Here is a 19,881-nt window from a genome sequence, read left to right on the forward strand (position 1 = left end):
CGTCAGGATCAGTCGAATTTGCGCGACGGTGCAAGCACCGTGGCCTCGCCCACCAACACTTTCTTACCGTCCACAGCACAGTGACAATCGAGGCGCACTCTGCGCTTGGCAAAATCGATGTCGATCACTTTCACTTCGGCATAAACCATGTCGCCGGGGCGTACAGGCGCGAGGAACTTGAGCGACTGGCCCATGTAAACCGTCCCATGTCCGGGTAGCTGCTCCCCGATCACGGCCGAGATCAGTCCTGCAGTCAGCATTCCGTGAGCGATGCGACCAGCAAAGATCGTATCGCGTGCATAATCGTCATCCATGTGGACCGGATTGTGATCAGTGGAGACTTCGGCAAACAACTCGATATCGCGGTCAGTGACCTGTTTGCGCAGATGGCGCGACATGCCCATTTCGATGTCTTCGATACAGATCGTGCCACGCGGTAGGTTGTCCAACATGAGTCGCTTCCGGTAATTTTCTGACGCCACACGGGCGCTTCACGCAATGTAATTACTTTGCGCGCGCAGAAAATCAAGCGGAAAGAAGGTCAGCGCAGATGCCCTATTGTGAACGTTGGGGCGCTCATTTCCTTTTCAAAGTAGGCACTTAGCGCGTCAGGTTCAGGTTGCGTGATGGTTTTTGTCTCGGCCGCTGCAAGCCCACCGGAGATAAACAGCGAATCGATATCTTCTCCCATCGCCCCGGCGATGTCGGTCAAAACGCCGTCCCCGATGGCCAGAATGTTCGAATCCGGCACATCCACCCCCAGTTCAAACAGTCGCCGGCGCGCCAGATCGTAGATCGGCGGGTGTGGCTTGCCAAAGTACAGCGACTCGCCGCCCATCTCGGTGTAAAGCTGCGCAAGCGCGCCCGCGCACCATTCCCGCACCTCGCCCCGGTCCACCACGATGTCCGGGTTCGCACACAGTAGTTTCAGCCCCAACTGCTTGGCCATAAGAAATTCGGGGCGCATAGTGGCTGGGTCTGCCATCGGATCGCGCGGCCCCGTGCACACGATGCCTTCGGCCTGCTCTAACGGAACGATCTGGACATCGATTGGGTCTTTGACCACCCCGATAGGCTCAAAGAACCTCTCATCGCCTGGATATCCGATCAAATGCACCTTTTGGCCCACCACACCGCGAAACATGGCCGAGCGCGCACTGTCACCCGAGGTCGCAATCGTATCCCACGCATCATCTGGCACCCCGAATTGCACCAATTGTTTGGTCACTCCCGCGCGCGGACGGGGCGAGTTGGTAACCAACACGACCTTGCCCCCCGTCTTGCGGTAGGTTTGCAACGCCGCCACCGCTTCGGGCAACGCGTGCACCCCGTTGTGCACACAGCCCCACAGATCAACGAACAAAGCGTCATAGCGATCGGAAACTTCGGTGAGGGAAGAAATGATCTGCGACATCGAAACGCTCCATCTTTGAAACCATAAGGCGGACCGAATGGTCCGCCCTGCCAGCGCCGGTTCGCCGCGCGCTGGAGTGTTTATCAGGCGCAGGCACCCTGCGCTGCGACCTCAGACTTTGAGGTTCGGGATGATCTGCTTTTTGCGGCTCATCACGCCGGGCAAAACAACGGTGTCGCCTGTCACTGTGGCATCAAAGCTCTTTTCAGCCACGCCTTTTACCCGATCGTTGGGGATCAGCATCGTCGCTTCTTCTTTCAGGATGTCGACAACGAACAACAGCACTTCGTCCGCGCCGTCTTCTTTTGCCACGTCCACCATGGACGTCATCAGGCTGTCCTTACGATCCAGCACGATCTTGGGCGCAGTGGTTTCCAGAACCGAGACGCGGAACTGTGTGCCATCCACTGCATATTCCTTGCTGTCCATGCGCAGCAGTTCGGCATCCGAAAACGCGGAGACGTCAGATTTCGCCTCGAACATCTCTGACGCATAAGCCGCGATATCCACGCCCAGATCTTTTGCCAGATGATGCGCGATGGCTTTGTCTTCTTGCGTTGTGGTCGGCGAACGGAATTCAAGCGTATCAGACAGGATGCAAGAAAGCATCGCGCCTTTTACGCCTGTCGGCATTTGCGCCATGTCTTTGCCGATCATCTTCCACATGATTGTGGCGGTGCAAGCCAGGGGCTCGATCCGGATGTCGATGGGGCCCTTGGTTTCCAGCCCACCGACCAGTTTGTGGTGGTCGATGATGGCGGTGATGTCCGCATCGTTAATCGCGTCAGGCAATTCGGCAGGGTTGTTGGTGTCTACGATGACAACCGGCTGGTCTGCCTCAACGCCCCTGATGATCCGTGGCTTGGGCAGGTCCCATTTCTTCAGCATGAACGCCGCTTCGGTGTTTGGCTCGCCCAGCAGAACAGGCTCGGCGGCGGTCCCTTTGATCTCGTTGAGGTACCATGCCCAGATGATGGGCGATCCGGTGGAATCGGTGTCGGGGGATTTGTGTCCAAAAACCAGAGTTGTCATATGTCGTGTCCTTGAGGAGGAGATGTGAATTTCGCGCCCTTATAACAACAAAAGATCGGGTGTCACGTGGGGTTCGGGGCGTTGCGTTTTTGCGCTCATCGTTGGATGTTGCGCCATATGAGTGATGCACGCGAAACCGACCTCTATCGACCCGTCAAAACCTTTCTTGAGGGGCAAGGATATGTGGTGAAGTCCGAGGTCGGAGCTGCCGATGTCGTGGCCGTGCGTGGCGGCGAGCCACCGGTGATTGTGGAGCTGAAGCTGGGTTTCTCTCTGACGCTGGTGCATCAATGTGTGTCCCGCTTGTCGGTGACGGATGATGTTTACATGGCCGTGGCACGGGGCAAGGGAAAGCGGTTTCAAAAGTCGCTCAAGGATATGACGCGCCTGTGTCGGCGATTGGGCCTCGGGCTTATTACGGTCCGTTTGTCGGATGGGTTGGTGCAGGTCCATTGTGACCCTGGTCCTTACGCACCGCGAAAGAACACACGCAGAGAGGCGCAATTGCTCAAAGAGTTTGCGGGGCGCACAGGCGATCCAAATGACGGAGGCCAGACCCGCGTCGGGCTTATCACAGCCTATCGTCAGGATGCGATCAAGCTGGCGATGTATTTGTTCGAAGTCGGAGCCAGCAAGGGGGCAGATGTGGCGCGCGAAACAAGCGTGAGCCGAGCCACGACAATGATGCGCGATGACCACTACGGTTGGTTCGAGAAAGTAGAAACAGGGGTTTATGGCCTGACGCCCAAAGGGGCCGAGGCCGTGGCATCATCGGGTAAGGTTCTGGGTGGATAACAGGGTCTAAGCACAGTTCAGGTCGGAACAAGCGTATCGGCCATCAGATCATCCAGAAACAAACTGAGCAATTGCAACCGCCCGGACACATCAGCCTTGCGATAAAGGGCGGCACACTGCGCCTTGATGGTGCCTTGGGCAGTGTCGCGCAGCTTTGCCATTTCGGCTACGGAATATCCTTTGATCGCCAGCACGGCCACCGCACGTTCGGCTTCAGTCAGGTTCCATTCGCCAAACCGCACCTCAAGCAAATCTGTAAAAGCGCCAGAGGCCACTTTGAGTTGATCATTCATCTGATCCTGACGGCGCAGCACATGCCGCAACTCCGATGCGGTAAAGGCCAACCCAAGAAAGAGAGCCAGAGTAATGATCGCCTCAACCAAGTCGCTTTCGGCCAGAGTGCTGTTGTGATTGGGAAGGAACAGGTCCAGCGCCACGTCCGTGACGAAATAGGCGCAACAGACTCCTTGGATGGCGAACAGAGTCCAAAGGATAGTGCGGCGTGAGGGCATAAAAGCAGTCCGTCTTGGCAAGGGCCGCCCGGATGGTTCCGGGCGGCAAAGGTTTAGGACAGCTTAGTCGTCGCCGTGGTCGTCGTCATCCTCGGTTTCGATTTCAATGATCAAGCCAGTATCCATAGCCACCTCAATCTCGAGCTCGACGCCGTCCAGCATCACTTCGGCTTCGATCTCGTTGCCTTCAATTTCAATTTCCTGAACCTCATAGCCCATGCCTGTCAGTGCCGCGCGCACATCGGCTTCGGTGCTGCCCAGTTGCTGGCCGACATCCAGCTGGGCCAATGCGGCGGCTGGGATCATCAGGGCGGTCAGGACGGCGGATTTGGTAAACGTTGTCATCAGGGTGTCTCCACAAGTTAAATGCGCCGCGTTGGTGCGGCTGGGAGTGATCTGTGGTCTGGGCGGATTGATCTGAATCTGACTTTTGGCTTATCCGCACAGGCCTAGGCCAAAGGTTTACGCCCCCTGCTGACACTTTTTCTGAAAACCCTTCGAGTTGAGGCGTTGACTTGGGCCAGAATGGTCCCTAACTACCCCTCATTATCACTCAGCACGGTTGAGTGCTAATCACCCCTGACCCGGGGTGCAAAGAGGAAACTTTGAGCCTTAAGGAGCTGCAAAGATGGCATTGAAACCGCTTCATGACCGCGTGCTGGTACGCCGCACGGAAAGCGAAGAGAAAACTGCTGGCGGGCTGATCATCCCCGATAGCGCCAAAGAAAAACCAAGCGAAGGCGAAATCGTTGCTGCAGGCCCCGGTGCCCGCAAAGACAGCGGTGAGCTGATCGCGATGGCTGTCTCTGCCGGAGACAAAGTGCTGTTCGGCAAATGGTCTGGCACAGAGGTCACCATCGACGGCGAAGAGCTGCTGATGATGAAAGAATCCGACATCATGGGGATCATCGAGTAAGCGCACGCCGCTTCTCTGATCCTCCAATCCACATTCTCAAAGGAGAAAATACATGGCTAAGGACGTCAAATTCGACACAGATGCCCGCAATCGTATGCTGACGGGCGTCAACACGCTCGCCAACGCAGTCAAAGTCACGCTCGGCCCTAAAGGCCGCAACGTTGTGCTCGACAAATCCTTTGGCGCACCGCGCATCACCAAAGACGGTGTATCGGTTGCCAAGGAAATCGAACTGGAAGACAAGTTCGAAAACATGGGCGCGCAAATGGTCAAAGAAGTGGCCAGCCGCACAAATGACGAAGCAGGCGACGGCACAACAACCGCCACTGTTCTGGCACAAGCCATCGTCAAAGAAGGTATGAAATCGGTTGCCGCTGGCATGAACCCGATGGACCTCAAGCGCGGTATCGATCTGGCGACAACCAAAGTGGTTGAAGCGATCAAAGCTGCGTCGCGCCCAGTCTCCGACAGCGACGAAGTTGCTCAGGTCGGCACCATCTCTGCCAACGGCGAAGCCGAAATCGGGCAGCAAATCGCAGACGCGATGCAGAAAGTCGGCAACGAGGGTGTGATCACCGTCGAAGAAAACAAAGGCCTGGAAACAGAGACCGATGTTGTCGAAGGTATGCAATTCGACCGTGGCTACCTGAGCCCCTACTTTGTCACAAACGCTGACAAAATGACGGCTGAGCTGGAAGACTGCATGATCCTGTTGCACGAGAAGAAGCTTTCTTCGCTGCAGCCAATGGTTCCCCTGCTCGAGCAAGTGATCCAGAGCCAGAAACCTCTGATGATCATCGCCGAAGACGTCGAAGGCGAAGCACTGGCCACTCTGGTCGTGAACAAACTGCGTGGTGGTCTGAAAATCGCTGCTGTCAAAGCTCCTGGCTTTGGTGATCGTCGCAAGGCGATGCTGCAGGATATCGCGATCCTCACAGGCGGTCAGGTGATCTCCGAAGACCTCGGTATGAAGCTGGAGTCGGTGACCATGGACATGCTGGGCACAGCCAAGCGCGTTCAGATCACAAAAGACGAGACCACAGTGATCGACGGTGCCGGTGAAAAAGCCGAGATCGAAGCACGTGTCACTCAGATCCGTGGCCAGATCGAAGAAACCACATCCGACTACGACCGTGAAAAACTGCAAGAACGTGTGGCCAAACTGGCTGGCGGTGTTGCTGTGATCCGCGTTGGCGGTATGTCCGAAGTCGAAGTCAAAGAGCGCAAAGACCGCGTTGACGATGCCCTGAACGCGACCCGTGCGGCCGTGCAAGAAGGCGTTGTTGTTGGCGGTGGCGTTGCCTTGATCCAAGGCGGCAAAGCGCTGGATGGCGTATCAGGTGCAAACTCTGATCAAGACGTCGGCATCACGATCGTACGCAAGGCCATCGAAGCGCCTCTGCGTCAGATCGCCGAGAACTCGGGCGTTGACGGGTCTGTTGTTGCGGGCAAAATCCGCGAGAGCGACGATGTCACATTCGGCTTTAACGCACAGACCGAAGAATATGGTGACATGTTCAAGTTCGGCGTTATCGATCCGGCCAAAGTTGTCCGCACAGCGTTGCAAGACGCCGCATCTGTTGCTGGTCTGCTGATCACAACCGAAGCGATGGTTGCCGACAAACCCGCTAAAGAAGGCGCAGCCCCAGCCGGCGGCATGCCTGACATGGGCGGCATGGGCGGCATGATGTAAGACTGTTTGCCCTCGGCAAACTTACATCGCTGAGTAAAGCAAAGGCCCCCGCGTGGGGCCTTTGTTACGAGAGCTATAGCTTTTTTGCTTTAACACTCGGGCTGCAGCACAACGGCACTATGCGTTGAACGAATGTCCGCACCGCGGGACAAATCTTCCGTACGCTTTGCTTGCGCAAATGGACGTTCTCGTTGACTAAGGCCGTAGCCCCAAAAGGGCGCCTGAATCTTTGCCTTCTTGAGCCGAAGTCGTGCTAACTATGCGGGCGATTTCTATTTGGAGGACAGGCAAAGATGTTGCACTTCAAGGTTCTGGGTGAAGGCAGACCAGTCGTGATACTTCATGGTGTTACTCTGGACCACCGGCATATGGTCGAAATTCTAGAGCCCGTTTTTAAGTCGTTAGAGGGTTGGCAACGCATTTATCTTGACTTGCCCGGCCACGGGAAAAGCCCACCGCAAGACACAATCCAAAGCCAAGACGGTATCTTAGACGCTGTCGAAGAATTTATTGCGGATAAGATAGGCGCCAATCCCTTCGCGCTCATCGGTCTTTCGCGAGGCAGCTACATTTCGCGCGGCATCGTTCACCGGCAGTCAAATCGGGTTCAGGGTGCTGCGTTGATTGTGCCGGGTGGCAACCCTGGTTCACCCAATCCTCTCCCAAAGCACGAAATTCTTGAACCTGATCCAACTATCCTGCCCGAATTGCCAGAGGACGAAATCTGGGTTTTTGAAAATTTTGCCGTCGTTCAAAGTCGGGACATCATGTTCAAAAGGAGGCAGATACTGAAGCCCGCTATCCAACTACACGATAAGGAACAGGAAGCGCGCGTGAAAGAGCGGTTCAACTTTAGTTTTGCCGATGAAGAGGAAGACACAATCTTTGAAAAACCCAGCTTGCTTGTGGCTGGCCGTCAAGATTGGATGAGCGGTTATCTCGACTCAGTTGACCTGATGCATCGTTATACGCGCGCAACCGTCGCTGTCTTGGATGCAGCAGGGCACGGACTGGCGTTCGAGCGCCCTGAGGTTTTCACAGCACTGATTGCGGACTGGTTGCAACGAGTAGCTGTGGGTTGGGAAGACTAGTCGAAATTCGGAACCTTTGATCGGCGTTATGTAACCTGCGACATTCCTAGCCGCCATTCGTCGAAGTTGCAGCATCTGGAACTATGGGCTCGAAGCAACCATTCGCCGCGTTTCAACCATCGTCCGCTTCGAGCTCAACCCCGCCCTTCGCAGATCTCGGGTTCCCCGCTCACTTGTCCAAGTCCGCGCCAATGAAGCTCAAAACTCCGGATCTATTTATAGCTCATACTCCGAGCTCAGCGCATCTGTGACTGGACGGCACAAACCAATCCGCGTACGCCGCTGCCATGCGCCTCGCCGTTCTGACCACACTTACCATGATTGCCTTTGCCGCCAATTCGGTGCTGAACCGGCTGGCCGTGGACAGTGGTACGATTGACCCGTCCAGCTTTGCCATGATCCGTGTCACGGCGGGCGCTATTGCATTGTGCATGATCCTGACGGTTCGGGGCGGCGGTCTGCCAGTGTTTGCAGGGGGGCGTGCGATTGGTTCGGCGAGCCTTGCGGCCTACATGATTGGATTTTCGCTGGCCTATGTCACCCTTGATGCCGGCCTTGGAGCCCTGATCCTGTTCGGGACTGTTCAGGTGGTGATGTTTGCCTGGTCTGCTTTTCGCGGGGCGCCTCCCACCCGCCGCCAGCTGAGCGGCGCCGGGATTGCCTTTGTAGGACTAATGCTGGCGCTATGGCCAACGGATGGAGCATCCGGTGAAGTGGCAGGTGCGGCGCTGATGGTCATCGCAGGGATCGGGTGGGCGATCTACACCCTTGCAGGCAAGAATAGTGCCGACCCGCTGGCCACGACAGCGGCGAATTTCGTGGTCGCCATTCCGCTGCTGCTTGTCCTGCTCGTTGGCACTGGCCTGCATGCAGCGCCGTCTGGAATTGGGCTGGCCATCCTTTCAGGGGCAGTGACGTCCGGGCTGGGTTATGCGCTTTGGTATACGGTGTTGCCGCAACTACGCGGGCAAACCGCACCAGTCATCCAGTTGAGCGTGCCGATCATTGCCATTGCCGCAGGTGCACTAGTGTTGGACGAAGCCATCACCCTATCGGTCATCATCGCTGCTATTCTTGTTCTCGGGGGAATCGCGCTGACCGTCACCGCACCAGCGGTTCCAACGGATCATAAGTGATCCCACCCGTACCAAACGCCACATCCGCGAGGCTGTCGGGTTTGTGCGGCGTTGCTGTCAACTCCGTCCGTGTTAGCCAACGCCGTTCAGTCACGATGTCCTCTACGTCACGCCAAGTGTCAGGCAAGGCGGCGCCGAGCGCCAGACTGCAACGAAAATATACATCCACCTGATGGAATGTCCCCGCAGGGTCATGGAATTCGTTCACTAGGCAGGGTGCGCCGACCTCAACTGTCAGCCCGGTCTCCTCAAACACCTCCCGGATCAGGTTGTCAGGAAGACTGCTGCCCACTTCAACCCCACCTCCGGGCGCGCACATCAACGGGCTTTGCCCATCAGGCCACGCATTGACCATCAAAAGACGATCGTCTTCGACAATGACGGCCCGTACGGCGAGTCGCGGTGATTTTGGGCGCATGGTAGATAAACTTTCAGAAGCGTCGCAGCGTCCCCATTCCATAGGCGGCAAGATGGGACTATCTCAAGCGTTATGAGACGCGTCCTACCCTTTTTCGCCCTTTTGGTTGTCCTTGCACTGCCCCGCATGGCTGCGGCGGACTGTGTCGTGCTTCTGCATGGGCTCGCCCGTTCGGAAACTTCGCTTCTGGTCATGGAGGGAGCGCTAAAGGCCGACGGATACGACGTCGTGCGTCCGGGCTACCCGTCGACGTCCGAGAGCGTTGAAAAGCTGGCCGCTGCGGTGATCCCGTACGGAGTAGAGGCCTGCGGTGACCAGACAGTGCATATCGTCACGCATTCGATGGGCGGAATTCTTGTGCGCTACTGGTTTGCCAATCATCCCCGCCCGGAGCAGTTGGGCCGCGTTGTGATGCTGGCGCCACCGAACCAGGGCAGCGAAGTGGTCGACAAACTGGGAGATATCGAAGCGTTTGGCTGGCTCAACGGGCCTGCGGGCGCGCAATTGGGTACGGGGCCAGACAGTCTGCCGCGCAGCTTGCCCGCTGTCGATTATCCAGTCGGCATCATTGCCGGCGATCAGTCGCTGAACCCCTACTTTTCCTCGCTTTTGCCGGGTCCGGACGACGGCAAAGTGTCGGTTATGTCCACCTTGGTGGCCGGCATGTCCGATCACATCGTGTTGCCGGTCACGCATACATTCATGATGAACAACCCCAATGTGATCACTCAGGTCCTCACTTTTCTGCGTTCAGAAACCTTTGATCGCGATGCAAAATGGGTTGATGAGGTGCTCGATCAGTTGGGTTGTCCTGAGGCGTCCTGTCTGGGGGTCTCGACCGATGCTGACGATTGATCTGGTCGGAGCAGAGGTGTTGCGCCCGGACGGATTGCGCATTGCCGCTTTATCGCTTGCGGACGGAGTGATTGCAGATGCGCCCATCGGGCGCGCAGTAGATCTTACAGGGTATCGCGTGCTGCCCGGTATCGTCGATGTTCACGGCGACGGTTTTGAGCGTCACGTGGCGCCCCGCCGTGGCGCAATGAAGCAGATGGCTGAAGGGTTGACGGCCGTAGAGGCAGAACTGGCCGCGAATGGCATCACCACCGGGGTTCTTGCACAATTTGTGAGCTGGGAAGGCGGCTTGCGTGGACTTGAATTCGCCGATCAGGTGTTTTCGACATTGCGCGACGTGCGCACCCAAGTGGTCACAGACCTTCGCGCACAGTTGCGGTTCGAGATTTCGCTAACTGAACTTTTCGCAGACTTGCCCGCCCGTATCGAGGACTGGGGCGTTCAGTATGTCGTGTTCAACGACCACCTGCCCCATGAACGTCTTGCAGAGGGACGCAAACCGCCGCGTCTGACGGGTCAGGCGCTCAAGGCCGGGCGCAATCCAGAGGCTCATTTTCAAATGCTGCTGGATTTGCACGCAAACGTTGCGCAGGCACAGCCGTTGCTTGGGCCCTTATGCACTGAACTGAGAGACGCCGGTGTCCGTTTGGGCAGTCATGACGATGCGACCGCAGATACGCGCGCCTTATGGGCCGGGCGCGGCGCCGATGTGGCCGAGTTTCCTGAAACCCTTGAGGCGGCAGAGGCGGCCAAAGCGGCCCATGCTCATGTCGTTCTGGGTGCGCCCAACCTCGTGCGCGGTGGGTCGCACAAAGGCAATGTGTCGGCCCTTGATTTGGTGACCATGGGCATGTGTGATGCGCTGGCGTCAGACTATCACTATCCCTCTCCGCGCCGTGCCGCGTTGATGTTGGCACGCTCAGGGTTGATGGATTTGGGTGCAGCATGGGCGCTGGTGTCATCGGGGCCTGCGGCAGTGCTGGGATTAACCGATCGCGGTGTTCTGGCCCCCGGCAAGCGGGCGGATATTGTTGTGTTGGACGCGACTGACAGAGTTGCTGCAACCATTTCGGGCGGTCGGGTGAGCTTCATGGCCGGCAACATTGCAGAGCGGTTTGTCGCAGCGGCCTGACCCTTTGCCCTAGGATGTTATGCGGTTGATGTGCCCCATCTTGCGGCCCTTGCGGGCTTCGGCCTTGCCATAGAGATGCAGCGCAGTGGCCGGATCGCGGGCGAGGTCTGGCACCCGGGCCATGTCGTCACCGATCAGGTTTTCCATCACCACATCAGCGTGCCGTTTGCCGTCACCCAAGGGCCAGCCCGCGATGGCGCGGATGTGTTGTTCGAACTGATCCACGATACAGCCGTTCTGCGTCCAGTGGCCCGAATTGTGCACGCGCGGCGCGATTTCGTTGACGATCAGCCCTTGCGGTGTCACGAACAGCTCGACCCCGATAACGCCCACGTAATCCAGCGCATTCAATATGTTGGCAGCGATCAAAATCGCATCTGTGCGCTGTGACGCACTGAGACGGGCAGGCACTGTCGTGGTGTGCAGAATGCCATCCCGGTGCACATTTTCGCCCGGATCAAAGCAGGCCACCGCGCCATCGATCCCGCGTGCTGCGATCACGGAAACCTCATGGCTAAACTTAACAAACCCTTCAAGGATAGCCGGTGCATTGCCCATTTCAGCTAAAGCACTGTCGGCTTGTGTCGGGTCCGTGATGCGTACTTGGCCCTTGCCATCATAGCCAAAGCGGCGGGTTTTAAGAATGGAAGGCGCACCGATCCGGGCCAATGCAACGGTGAGTGCGCCTGTATCGGGCACGTCCGCATATTGGGCCGTCCGCAGACCGAGATTGCTGAGATAGTCCTTTTCGATCAGCCGGTCCTGACTGACCCGCAAGGCTTCACGCCCCGGACGGATTGGAGCGTGATCTTCGAGAGCATCGAGCGTCAGGGTTGGGATGTTTTCGAACTCGTAAGTGATCACATCCACAGTGCTGGCAAATGCAATGAGCGCGTCGTTGTCCTCATATGCCGCCTTGGTCACTTGATAAGCGACTTCGCCCGCAGGCGGATTGGCACCGGGATCAAAGATGTGGGTGCGAAAACCCAAACGGGAGGCCGCCACACTCAGCATACGCCCCAACTGCCCACCGCCAAGGATGCCGATGGTTGATCCGGTTGCCAAAGGCTCAGTCATCTTGGGGGACCTCTGGGATCGAGGCAGACAAGGCCGCGCGCCATGCATCCAATCGCGCCGCGAGGGCCGGGTCGTGGAGTGCGAGAATGCCGGCCGCCATCAGACCTGCATTGGCAGCACCTGCGGCCCCGATGGCCATCGTCGCGACCGGAAAACCGCGCGGCATCTGCAAAATTGAGTAAAGCGAATCCACGCCCGACAGCGCCTTTGTCTGAACCGGCACGCCGATCACCGGCACCCGGGTTTTGGAGGCCATCATACCCGGCAAATGCGCAGCCCCCCCTGCCCCTGCAATAATGACTTTAAGGCCCCGATCAACAGCGCCCTTGCCATAGTCCCACAGCCTGTCCGGCGTGCGGTGCGCGGACACGATCGCGGTGTCATACGGCACTTCTAGCTGGTCCAGAATCTGCGCCGCTTCGCGCATGGTGGGCCAGTCGGATTGGCTGCCCATGATGATGCCGACCTCGGTTGCCATAATAGAGGGTCCTCGCTTGGAAAGCGCGGAATATAGGTGTTTTGCGGACAAGCGCAATCCATTCCTCGGGCCGGTTTTGGCGGGCCGTTCAGGCGATGATGTCTGGGGTCAGCCGGTCTTCGATATTGGCGATCCGGTCTTTGAGGGCGAGCTTCTTCTTTTTCAGGCGCTGGATGGTCAATTGATCCGATGTCCCCACCTCTTGCAGGGCGTGGATCGCCGCATCCAGATCGCGGTGTTCTGCGCGGAACACCTCAAGTTCGACCTGCAACACGTCGTCAGATTTCATCGACATATTTGACGGTGCGTTCATGAAGGCGATTCCAAACTATTGCTCAAGCTTCAATATAATCACGACATGGTGCTACGCCTACCCCTTGTTCCCCACGCTCATTCTGCCCATATTCACGATATCCGCTGCCGATTTCGGGGCGGGCCACTGACGGTCGCTTGAACTAAAAGGACGTGTCGCATGACGAAAATGACTCTTGGCTCATACCCGCATATGTTGGGATTTGAGCAACTTGAAAGCCTGCTGGAACGCACGGCCAAGGGCAGCGAAGGCTACCCGCCATTCAACATCGAACAGACGTCGGACTATTCCTACCGTATCACGTTAGCCGTCGCTGGATTTAGTGAAGATGACCTGTCGATCACCGTTGAGGATCGCCAGTTGGTGATCCGGGGCCGCAACTCTGACGACTCTGAAGGTCGCATATTTTTGCATCGTGGCATCGCCGCTCGGCAGTTTCAGCGCAGCTTTGTCTTGGCGGATGGGGTCGATGTAGGTGAAGCTGTGATGGAGAACGGGCTGCTGCACGTAGACCTTTCACGGTCCAAGCCAGACATGGTCGTGCAGACGATCAGCATTAGGAAAGGGTAAGTCATGAACAAGGCAATCGATCTGAATGCGGATGTGGGCCGGATGGTCTATGTCAAACCAATCTCGGTGACCGACCTGCCGCGCGAAGTACGCGATCAGGCCAACGGTTTAGATGAACTCTTTGCCGTGCACGACGCCGAGGGCCAGCAACTGGCACTGGTGGCAGACCGCAAGCTGGCCTTTGCGCTGGCGGTCCAAAACGACTATGCCCCGCAACCCTTGCACTAAGCGCATTTATTGCGACATGGGCGCGGTGGTCCTGCGCCCATGATCTGACTATGGTGCCGCAAAACGCGGCGGCACAAAGGACCCGGTGATGACATTCGATGTGGACTGGGTGGATGCCTTTTCTGACCGCCCCTTTGGGGGGAACGGCTGCGCTGTGGTGCATGGCGGCGCTGTGCTGGACCCGGATACCGCAACGGCGTTTGTCCGTGAAACTTCGCTGGTCGAATGCACGTTCACCGGCCCTTCGGAGACTGCGGACATATGCGTTCGATACTTTCTGGCCAGCCGCGAAATCCCCTTTGCAGGTCATCCTACAATCGCAACCGTGGCCGCGATGCGGCATCGCGGAATGATCAAAGATGGGCCGCTGACCCTTGAGACGGGTGCAGGCATCGTCGCGGTCGAGGTGAATGGCGCGCAGGTGTCCATGACCCAGATCGCGCCGAAATTTGGCGCCCACGTCCCGGCCGAAATCGTCGCCCCTGTCGGTGGCATGACCCCGAGCGACATTCTGCACCCGCCCCGCTTTGTCGCTACCGGTTTGCCGTTTTGCATCACGGTTGTGAAGGATCGCACGGTGCTGGATGCTGCGCGCTTTGATATGGAGGCGTTCCACGGCCTTCTGAACCATCTGGACGTAGAGGGTACGGACATAATGGAACCCTTCTGGGTCACCTTGTCTGATGTTCCTGACGCTGGTGATACCTATGCCCGCTTGCTGATGGCACCCCCCAGCCCTGCCGAGGACCCATTCACAGGGTCGGCCACAGGCGCAATGGCGGCCTACCTCTGGGCAGAAGGGTTGATCAAGAAGCCAAAGCTTTCTGCCCGGCAAGGGCATGGGCTGGGCCGCCCTGGCAAAGCGCAGGTCGAAGTATTGGGCGCGCGCGATGCCATCACAGGCGTGGTCGTTGCCGGTGCCGCGCATGTGTTGATGAGTGGAGAGTTGCATCTTTGAGGTATGCGCAGCCTCGCAAATGTAGCGAACGCTGATCTGTCAGAAACGGTGATCTTCGAGATCCATCAACCGTATTTGTAACGCGCAGCACGTCGTTCTGGCCGGTTGCTTTTCGTCGCCGCCAAGAAATTGCGTCTTCGTCGAACGATTAATGCAATGAACAGCCCACATTGTTTGCAATGTGCCCTCTTGTTAGTCATCTTGCGCACCATGGACTTCTTGCCCGTCAACCACAGCGGTTTTCTGATCGCCATGTCTTTCGTCGTCGCGCTAGTGGCAGGCTTTACAGGGCTGTCATTGACGCGGGACTTGTCAGAAAAGCCCGTATTTCAAAAGAAAGCGTCAATCGCGCTGGCTGCGATCGCACTAGGTGGTGGAATCTGGGCGATGCATTTTGTCGCCATGCTCGGGCTGAAACTGCCCATTCTGTTTTATTATGACGCTGCAATTACGCTCGTGTCGGCACTTTGCGCCATTTTGCTCGTGGGGGCCGCTTTGATCCTGCTGCACTTTGCAGAGCGAACACCGCAGATCATTGCCGCCGCAGGTGCGATCGTCGGCATTGGTATTCTGACCATGCACTATATCGGCATGGCGGGGTTGGAACTGTGTCGCGCTGTTTACACAAACACAGGCGTTGCGCTGTCATCGGTTGTCGCGATCGGGTTGTGCATGCTGGCCTTCGGGATCGCCTATGGGCGACGGACCAATCGCAATATCTTGCTGGGGACCGTGTGTTTTGCCGTCGCCGTGTGCTCTGTCCACTTTCTGGCCATGGCGGGCACCAACTTTGTCGCAGAGCCGAACACGTCTGACTTTGGCCCGTCCATGAGCAATGAAACACTGGCGTTGGGTGTAATCTTTTTCAGTTTCGTGATCTTCGGCGCGTGCCTTTGGGTCAGCGTCACATATCTGATCCCGCCCGAACCCAGTGAAGATGGCCAGGGCACGCCCGACAGCTCAGAAGTCGTGCAAGTTGCCGGCGGATTACAAATCCCATGTGAGCGGGACGGCAAAAAGATCTTCGTTCGATCTGAGAACGTTTCTTTCGTCCGTGCTGACGGACACTACACCCAAGTCTATACCGACAACGAGCGGCTGTTTTGCGCATGGCCCGTCACCGAAGCGCTGGACCGTTTGCTGCCCATGGGCTTTTTGCAGACCCATCGCAGCTATCTGGTCAATCCTGCCCGCGTCTCGCGGTTCGAACGGACCAAGGACAAGGGGCGCTGCATCTTTGGCGAGGATGATTTGCCGCCCGTACCGGTGAGCCGCTCGAAACTGAAGGTGATTCAGGACGCACTCGCGTCGCAAGTCGGCGCAGTTCGTGCGTAGCAGCGCGCATTTCGTGCAAAAGACCTGTATTTCATTGATTTTCTAATGCCTTCGCATACAGCCGTATGCAGTCTCCGTCCTTAGCAAGACATTCGCTTTTAGGGAGGAGAAAGCCGATGATTCCAGCGGCATTTGAGTACTATCGCCCCAAGGACATTGCCGGTGTCCTATCCATTCTTGAGGAACACGGAGACGACGCGCGCGCCATGGCAGGCGGTCACAGCCTGATCCCCATGATGAAGTTGCGTATGGCAGACGTTCCCCACCTGATCGATTTGCAAGACGTGGGCGGCATGTCCGATATCACGGTTGACGGCGACAGCATTCGCATCGGTGCAATGGTGACGCAGGCGGACATTATCGATCACGACGGGCTCGCCACCGTTGCCCCCATCCTGCGGGAAGCGGCGTTGCAGATCGCGGATCCGCAGGTCCGCTACATGGGCACAGTCGGCGGCAATGTTGCAAACGGAGACCCTGGCAACGACATGCCTGGCCTGATGCAATGCCTTGATGCCGTTTTCACAGTCATTGGCACCGATGGCGAACGCGATATCCCCGCCAGAGACTTTTACGAGGCCGCCTATATGACCGCCCGTGAGGACGAAGAAGTCCTGACAGCTGTGACCATACCGTTGCCCAAAGGTGGCTACGCCTACGAAAAGCAAAAGCGCAAGATTGGCGACTACGCAACCGCCGCCGCTGCGGTTCAGATCGTCAAAGATGGCGGCACCTGCGCCGCGGCATCCATTGCGATGACAAACCTCAGCGACACGCCGGTCTATTCCGAGGCCGCGAGCAACGCGCTTGTGGGCACCGCTGTAGATGATGCGGCCCTCGGTGCGGCCGTCGCGGCCATGTTGGGCGACATCGACCCGACAGAGGACAATCGCGGCCCCGTCGCTTTCAAGAACCACGTGGCGGGCGTCATCTTGCGTCGTGCCATCGCGCGCGCTTGGTCGCGTGCTTAAGGAGGACACCCATGTCAAAGAAAATGCACATCAAGCTCAACGTGAACGGCAAGGATGAAGAGTTCCTCGCCGAACCGCGTGAACTGCTGATCTACACACTCCGCGAGCGGCTTAACATCACCGGACCGCATATCGGGTGTGAAACCTCTCATTGCGGGGCGTGCACCGTCACCATCGACGGCAAATCGGTCAAATCTTGCACCATGTTTGCGGCTCAGGCCGACGGAGCGGAGATCACCACAATCGAAGGCATCGGTAACCCCGATGATCTGCACCCACTGCAGACGGCGTTCAAGGAACATCACGGTCTTCAGTGCGGCTATTGCACCCCCGGCATGATCACTCGCGCGACCAAGTTGCTCGAGGAAAACCCGACCCCAACGGAAGAAGAAATCCGCTTTGGCATGGCTGGCAACATCTGCCGCTGCACGGGGTATCAAAACATCATCAAATCCATTCAGGCCGCTGCGGCGGAGATGAATGCAGCCAAGGAGGCCGCAGAATGAAGGACGAGATCACACGCGAAGAACGCGTAGACAACCTCAAAGGTATGGGGTGTTCGCGCAAGCGGGTCGAAGATGCCCGGTTCACGCAAGGCAAAGGCAACTATGTCGACGACATCAAGCTGGACGGTATGCTGTTCGGCGATTTTGTCCGCTCTCCCTATGCGCACGCGCGTATCAAAAGTATCGATACCGCTGCTGCGCTGGAAGTCCCGGGTGTATTGGCGGTCCTGACGGCAGCTGATCTGGAACCGCTGGGATTGCATTGGATGCCGACTCTTGCAGGCGACAAGCAGATGGTGTTGGCAGATGGCAAAGTTCTGTTTCAGGGGCAGGAAGTGGCCTACGTGGTCGCCGAAGACCGCTATGCCGCGGCTGACGGGATCGAAGCCGTGGAAGTCGAATACGAAGAACTGCCGGTGATTGTGAACCCGTTTGAGGCTTTGAAGTCAGATGTGGTTCTGCGTGAAGATCTGGTTGCCGAGGATGGATCCATCCCCGACGGTGCTCATGGTCCCCGCAAGCACCCAAACCACATTTTCACATGGGAAGCCGGCGACAAAGACCCAACCGAAGAGGTCATCACGAATGCCGAGGTCGTCGCGACCGAAAGCATGTACTACCACCGCACCCACCCCTGCCCGCTTGAAACTTGCGGCTGTGTGGCCTCGATGGACAAGGTTAATGGCAAGCTCACGTTGTGGGGAACCTTTCAGGCGCCACACGCAATTCGAACAGTGGTTTCATTGATCTCTGGCATCGAAGAACACAACATCCGTGTCATCTCGCCCGACATCGGTGGCGGCTTTGGCAACAAGGTTGGTGCATATCCGGGCTACGTTTGCTCGGTCGTGGCCTCCATTGTCACGGGTAAACCGGTCAAGTGGATCGAAGACCGGATGGACAACCTGATGACCACCGCATTTGCGCGGGATTATCATATGACCGGCAAGATCGCAGCCACGCCAGAAGGCAAGATCACCGGGCTGCAATGCCATGTGACAGCTGACCACGGTGGCTTTGACGCCTGTGCTGACCCGACCAAATTCCCAGCGGGATTCATGAATATCTGCACCGGGTCTTACGACATCCCGACTGCGCACCTTGCCGTCGATGGCGTTTACACCAACAAGGCCCCCGGCGGCGTCAGCTATCGCTGTTCGTTCCGAGTGACCGAGGCGGTTTATTTCATCGAACGCATGATCGAGGTTCTGGCGATCAAACTGGACATGGACGCTGCAGAATTGCGGCGCATCAACTTCATCAAGAAAGAACAGTTCCCATATACGGCCGCTCTTGGCTGGGAATATGACAGCGGCGATTACCACACCGCGTGGGACAAGGCCCTCAAAACAGTCGATTATGACGGGTTGCGCGCAGAACAAGCGCAACGGGTTGAGGACTTCAAAGCTGGCAAAACCCGCAAGCTGATGGGGATTGGTCTGTCGTTCTTTACGGAGATCGTCGGCGCCGGACCGGTCAAGAATTGCGATATTCTCGGCCTCGGCATGTTTGACAGCTGTGAGATCCGCATCCACCCCACGGGGTCCGCGATCGCACGGTTGGGTACGATTTCTCAGGGACAGGGCCATGCCACCACTTTTGCCCAAATTCTCGCCTCTGAGATTGGCTTGCCTGCGGATAGTATCACCATTGAAGAAGGCGATACGGACACCGCACCATACGGACTTGGAACATATGGTTCGCGCTCGACACCGGTCGCCGGTGCCGCAACCGCGATGGCAGGCCGCAAAATTCGGGCCAAGGCCCAAATGATCGCCGCTTATCTTCTCGAAGTTCACGACAATGACGTGGAATTCGATGTGGATCGGTTTGTGGTCAAAGGCGCGCCTGAAAAGTTCAAGACGATGAAGGAAATCGCCTTTGCCGCCTATAATCAGGCCATTCCGGGGATTGAACCGGGTCTGGAAGCGGTCAGCTACTACGACCCACCCAACATGACCTATCCCTTTGGCGCCTATGTCTGTGTGATGGACATCGACGTGGATACAGGTGTGCCAGAAATCCGCCGCTTCTATGCGCTGGATGATTGCGGCACACGGATCAACCCGATGATCATCGAAGGCCAAGTGCATGGCGGGCTGACAGAGGCGCTCGCCGTCGCGCTGGGCCAGGAGATTGCCTATGACGACATGGGCAACGTGAAAACGGGCACGTTGATGGACTTCTTCCTGCCCACGGCTTGGGAAGTCCCCAACTACGAAACGGACTTTACCGTCACTCCTAGTCCGCATCACCCGATCGGGGCCAAAGGTGTCGGCGAAAGCCCTCACGTGGGTGGCGTGCCGTGTTTCTCGAATGCGGTGCAGGATGCGTTCCGCCCGTTTGGCAACACGCACACCAACATGCCTCACGATCACTGGCGGATCTGGAGAACTGCCAATGAACTCGGCCTGCACGGCTGACGCTAATGTAGGGTGCGCGACCTGCGCA

General features: G+C 57.5%; 23 protein-coding genes. 14 read left to right on the plus strand and 9 right to left on the minus strand.

The features are described from left to right. Nucleotides 1-8 precede the first annotated feature (8 nt). From ABJD00_RS10360 to ABJD00_RS10370, 3 genes are all read right to left on the minus strand, one after another. Complete coding sequence (locus ABJD00_RS10360) at nucleotides 9-452, minus strand: MaoC family dehydratase (RefSeq protein WP_413834565.1); 444 nt, start codon at nucleotides 450-452, stop codon at nucleotides 9-11. 89 nt (nucleotides 453-541) lie between these two features. Continuing rightward, complete coding sequence (locus ABJD00_RS10365) at nucleotides 542-1,414, minus strand: TIGR01459 family HAD-type hydrolase (protein WP_413834568.1); 873 nt, start codon at nucleotides 1,412-1,414, stop codon at nucleotides 542-544. A gap of 111 nt (nucleotides 1,415-1,525) precedes the next feature. Next, nucleotides 1,526-2,446 carry a manganese-dependent inorganic pyrophosphatase gene (locus ABJD00_RS10370; RefSeq protein ID WP_413834571.1) on the minus strand — a complete coding sequence of 307 codons (921 nt, stop codon included), beginning with the start codon at nucleotides 2,444-2,446 and terminating at the stop codon, nucleotides 1,526-1,528. A 117-nt stretch (nucleotides 2,447-2,563) separates the two neighbouring features. Here ABJD00_RS10370 and ABJD00_RS10375 point away from each other — a divergent pair, with 117 nt between their 5' ends. Then, nucleotides 2,564-3,241, plus strand: a complete 678-nt coding sequence (locus ABJD00_RS10375) for a DUF2161 domain-containing phosphodiesterase (RefSeq protein WP_413834574.1) — start codon at nucleotides 2,564-2,566, stop codon at nucleotides 3,239-3,241. A gap of 17 nt (nucleotides 3,242-3,258) precedes the next feature. Here the strand turns inward: ABJD00_RS10375 and ABJD00_RS10380 are convergent, their stop codons facing one another. Next, nucleotides 3,259-3,753, minus strand: coding sequence for a helix-turn-helix transcriptional regulator (locus ABJD00_RS10380; protein WP_413834576.1), 495 nt, complete (start codon nucleotides 3,751-3,753; stop codon nucleotides 3,259-3,261). A gap of 63 nt (nucleotides 3,754-3,816) precedes the next feature. Further along, a complete protein-coding gene (locus tag ABJD00_RS10385; RefSeq protein ID WP_413834579.1) occupies nucleotides 3,817-4,098 on the minus strand; it encodes a PepSY domain-containing protein in 282 nt (93 codons plus the stop codon). 283 nt (nucleotides 4,099-4,381) lie between these two features. On the opposite strand from ABJD00_RS10385, the gene ABJD00_RS10390 reads away from it, so the two are divergent. The 4 genes from ABJD00_RS10390 to ABJD00_RS10405 all read left to right on the plus strand — a co-directional run bounded on the left by ABJD00_RS10390 (nucleotide 4,382) and on the right by ABJD00_RS10405 (nucleotide 8,589). After that, the gene (locus ABJD00_RS10390) at nucleotides 4,382-4,669 is read left to right on the plus strand and encodes a co-chaperone GroES (RefSeq protein WP_108835736.1); all 288 of its coding nucleotides are present in this window, start codon (nucleotides 4,382-4,384) and stop codon (nucleotides 4,667-4,669) included. Between the two features lie 52 nt (nucleotides 4,670-4,721). After that, nucleotides 4,722-6,362: a chaperonin GroEL gene (gene groL, locus ABJD00_RS10395; protein ID WP_413834583.1), complete on the plus strand. Its 1,641-nt coding sequence runs from the start codon at nucleotides 4,722-4,724 to the stop codon at nucleotides 6,360-6,362. Between the two features lie 293 nt (nucleotides 6,363-6,655). Continuing rightward, entirely contained in the window at nucleotides 6,656-7,453 is a 798-nt protein-coding gene (locus tag ABJD00_RS10400) for an alpha/beta fold hydrolase (protein ID WP_413834586.1), read from the plus strand. A gap of 287 nt (nucleotides 7,454-7,740) precedes the next feature. After that, a complete protein-coding gene (locus ABJD00_RS10405) occupies nucleotides 7,741-8,589 on the plus strand; it encodes a DMT family transporter (RefSeq protein ID WP_413834588.1) in 849 nt (282 codons plus the stop codon). Here ABJD00_RS10405 and ABJD00_RS10410 read toward each other — a convergent pair. Further along, nucleotides 8,555-9,007 (minus strand): NUDIX domain-containing protein, encoded by a 453-nt coding sequence (locus ABJD00_RS10410; RefSeq protein ID WP_413834591.1) that lies wholly within the window; start codon nucleotides 9,005-9,007, stop codon nucleotides 8,555-8,557. The two genes, ABJD00_RS10405 and ABJD00_RS10410, sit on opposite strands and share 35 nt — an antisense overlap. Before the next feature lie 72 nt (nucleotides 9,008-9,079). Here ABJD00_RS10410 and ABJD00_RS10415 point away from each other — a divergent pair, with 72 nt between their 5' ends. Both ABJD00_RS10415 and ABJD00_RS10420 read left to right on the plus strand, forming a co-directional pair. Next, on the plus strand, nucleotides 9,080-9,862 hold the full coding sequence (locus ABJD00_RS10415) for an esterase/lipase family protein (RefSeq protein WP_413834593.1): 783 nt from the start codon (nucleotides 9,080-9,082) through the stop codon (nucleotides 9,860-9,862). Beyond that, complete coding sequence (locus ABJD00_RS10420) at nucleotides 9,849-10,994, plus strand: alpha-D-ribose 1-methylphosphonate 5-triphosphate diphosphatase (protein WP_413834595.1); 1,146 nt, start codon at nucleotides 9,849-9,851, stop codon at nucleotides 10,992-10,994. Before ABJD00_RS10415 ends, ABJD00_RS10420 begins: the two co-directional genes overlap by 14 nt. Before the next feature lie 9 nt (nucleotides 10,995-11,003). Here the strand turns inward: ABJD00_RS10420 and ABJD00_RS10425 are convergent, their stop codons facing one another. The 3 genes from ABJD00_RS10425 to ABJD00_RS10435 all read right to left on the minus strand — a co-directional run bounded on the left by ABJD00_RS10425 (nucleotide 11,004) and on the right by ABJD00_RS10435 (nucleotide 12,862). After that, nucleotides 11,004-12,071, minus strand: a complete 1,068-nt coding sequence (locus ABJD00_RS10425) for a 5-(carboxyamino)imidazole ribonucleotide synthase (protein ID WP_413834597.1) — start codon at nucleotides 12,069-12,071, stop codon at nucleotides 11,004-11,006. After that, nucleotides 12,064-12,549: a 5-(carboxyamino)imidazole ribonucleotide mutase gene (gene purE / locus ABJD00_RS10430; protein WP_413834599.1), complete on the minus strand. Its 486-nt coding sequence runs from the start codon at nucleotides 12,547-12,549 to the stop codon at nucleotides 12,064-12,066. Before purE ends, ABJD00_RS10425 begins: the two co-directional genes overlap by 8 nt. An 88-nt stretch (nucleotides 12,550-12,637) precedes the next feature. Next, nucleotides 12,638-12,862, minus strand: coding sequence for a YdcH family protein (locus tag ABJD00_RS10435; protein ID WP_108835745.1), 225 nt, complete (start codon nucleotides 12,860-12,862; stop codon nucleotides 12,638-12,640). Nucleotides 12,863-13,021: 159 nt separating this feature from the next. On the opposite strand from ABJD00_RS10435, the gene ABJD00_RS10440 reads away from it, so the two are divergent. From ABJD00_RS10440 to ABJD00_RS10470, 7 genes are all read left to right on the plus strand, one after another. After that, nucleotides 13,022-13,432, plus strand: coding sequence for an Hsp20 family protein (locus ABJD00_RS10440; RefSeq protein ID WP_413834601.1), 411 nt, complete (start codon nucleotides 13,022-13,024; stop codon nucleotides 13,430-13,432). Nucleotides 13,433-13,435: 3 nt separating this feature from the next. Further along, on the plus strand, nucleotides 13,436-13,660 hold the full coding sequence (locus ABJD00_RS10445) for a DUF1150 family protein (protein WP_108835747.1): 225 nt from the start codon (nucleotides 13,436-13,438) through the stop codon (nucleotides 13,658-13,660). Nucleotides 13,661-13,745: 85 nt separating this feature from the next. Then, nucleotides 13,746-14,618 carry a PhzF family phenazine biosynthesis protein gene (locus tag ABJD00_RS10450; RefSeq protein WP_413834605.1) on the plus strand — a complete coding sequence of 291 codons (873 nt, stop codon included), beginning with the start codon at nucleotides 13,746-13,748 and terminating at the stop codon, nucleotides 14,616-14,618. A 210-nt stretch (nucleotides 14,619-14,828) separates the two neighbouring features. Next, entirely contained in the window at nucleotides 14,829-15,953 is a 1,125-nt protein-coding gene (locus ABJD00_RS10455) for an MHYT domain-containing protein (RefSeq protein ID WP_413834958.1), read from the plus strand. A 116-nt stretch (nucleotides 15,954-16,069) separates the two neighbouring features. Continuing rightward, complete coding sequence (locus ABJD00_RS10460; RefSeq protein ID WP_413834607.1) at nucleotides 16,070-16,924, plus strand: FAD binding domain-containing protein; 855 nt, start codon at nucleotides 16,070-16,072, stop codon at nucleotides 16,922-16,924. Nucleotides 16,925-16,935: 11 nt separating this feature from the next. Beyond that, nucleotides 16,936-17,430: a (2Fe-2S)-binding protein gene (locus ABJD00_RS10465; RefSeq protein ID WP_108835751.1), complete on the plus strand. Its 495-nt coding sequence runs from the start codon at nucleotides 16,936-16,938 to the stop codon at nucleotides 17,428-17,430. After that, nucleotides 17,427-19,853, plus strand: coding sequence for an aerobic carbon-monoxide dehydrogenase large subunit (locus tag ABJD00_RS10470; protein ID WP_413834612.1), 2,427 nt, complete (start codon nucleotides 17,427-17,429; stop codon nucleotides 19,851-19,853). The genes ABJD00_RS10465 and ABJD00_RS10470 overlap by 4 nt, the downstream gene beginning before the upstream one ends. The last annotated feature ends 28 nt before the right edge of the window (nucleotides 19,854-19,881 follow it).

The organism is Tateyamaria sp. (assembly GCF_039945315.1).
Taxonomy (GTDB): Bacteria; Pseudomonadota; Alphaproteobacteria; order Rhodobacterales; family Rhodobacteraceae; genus Tateyamaria.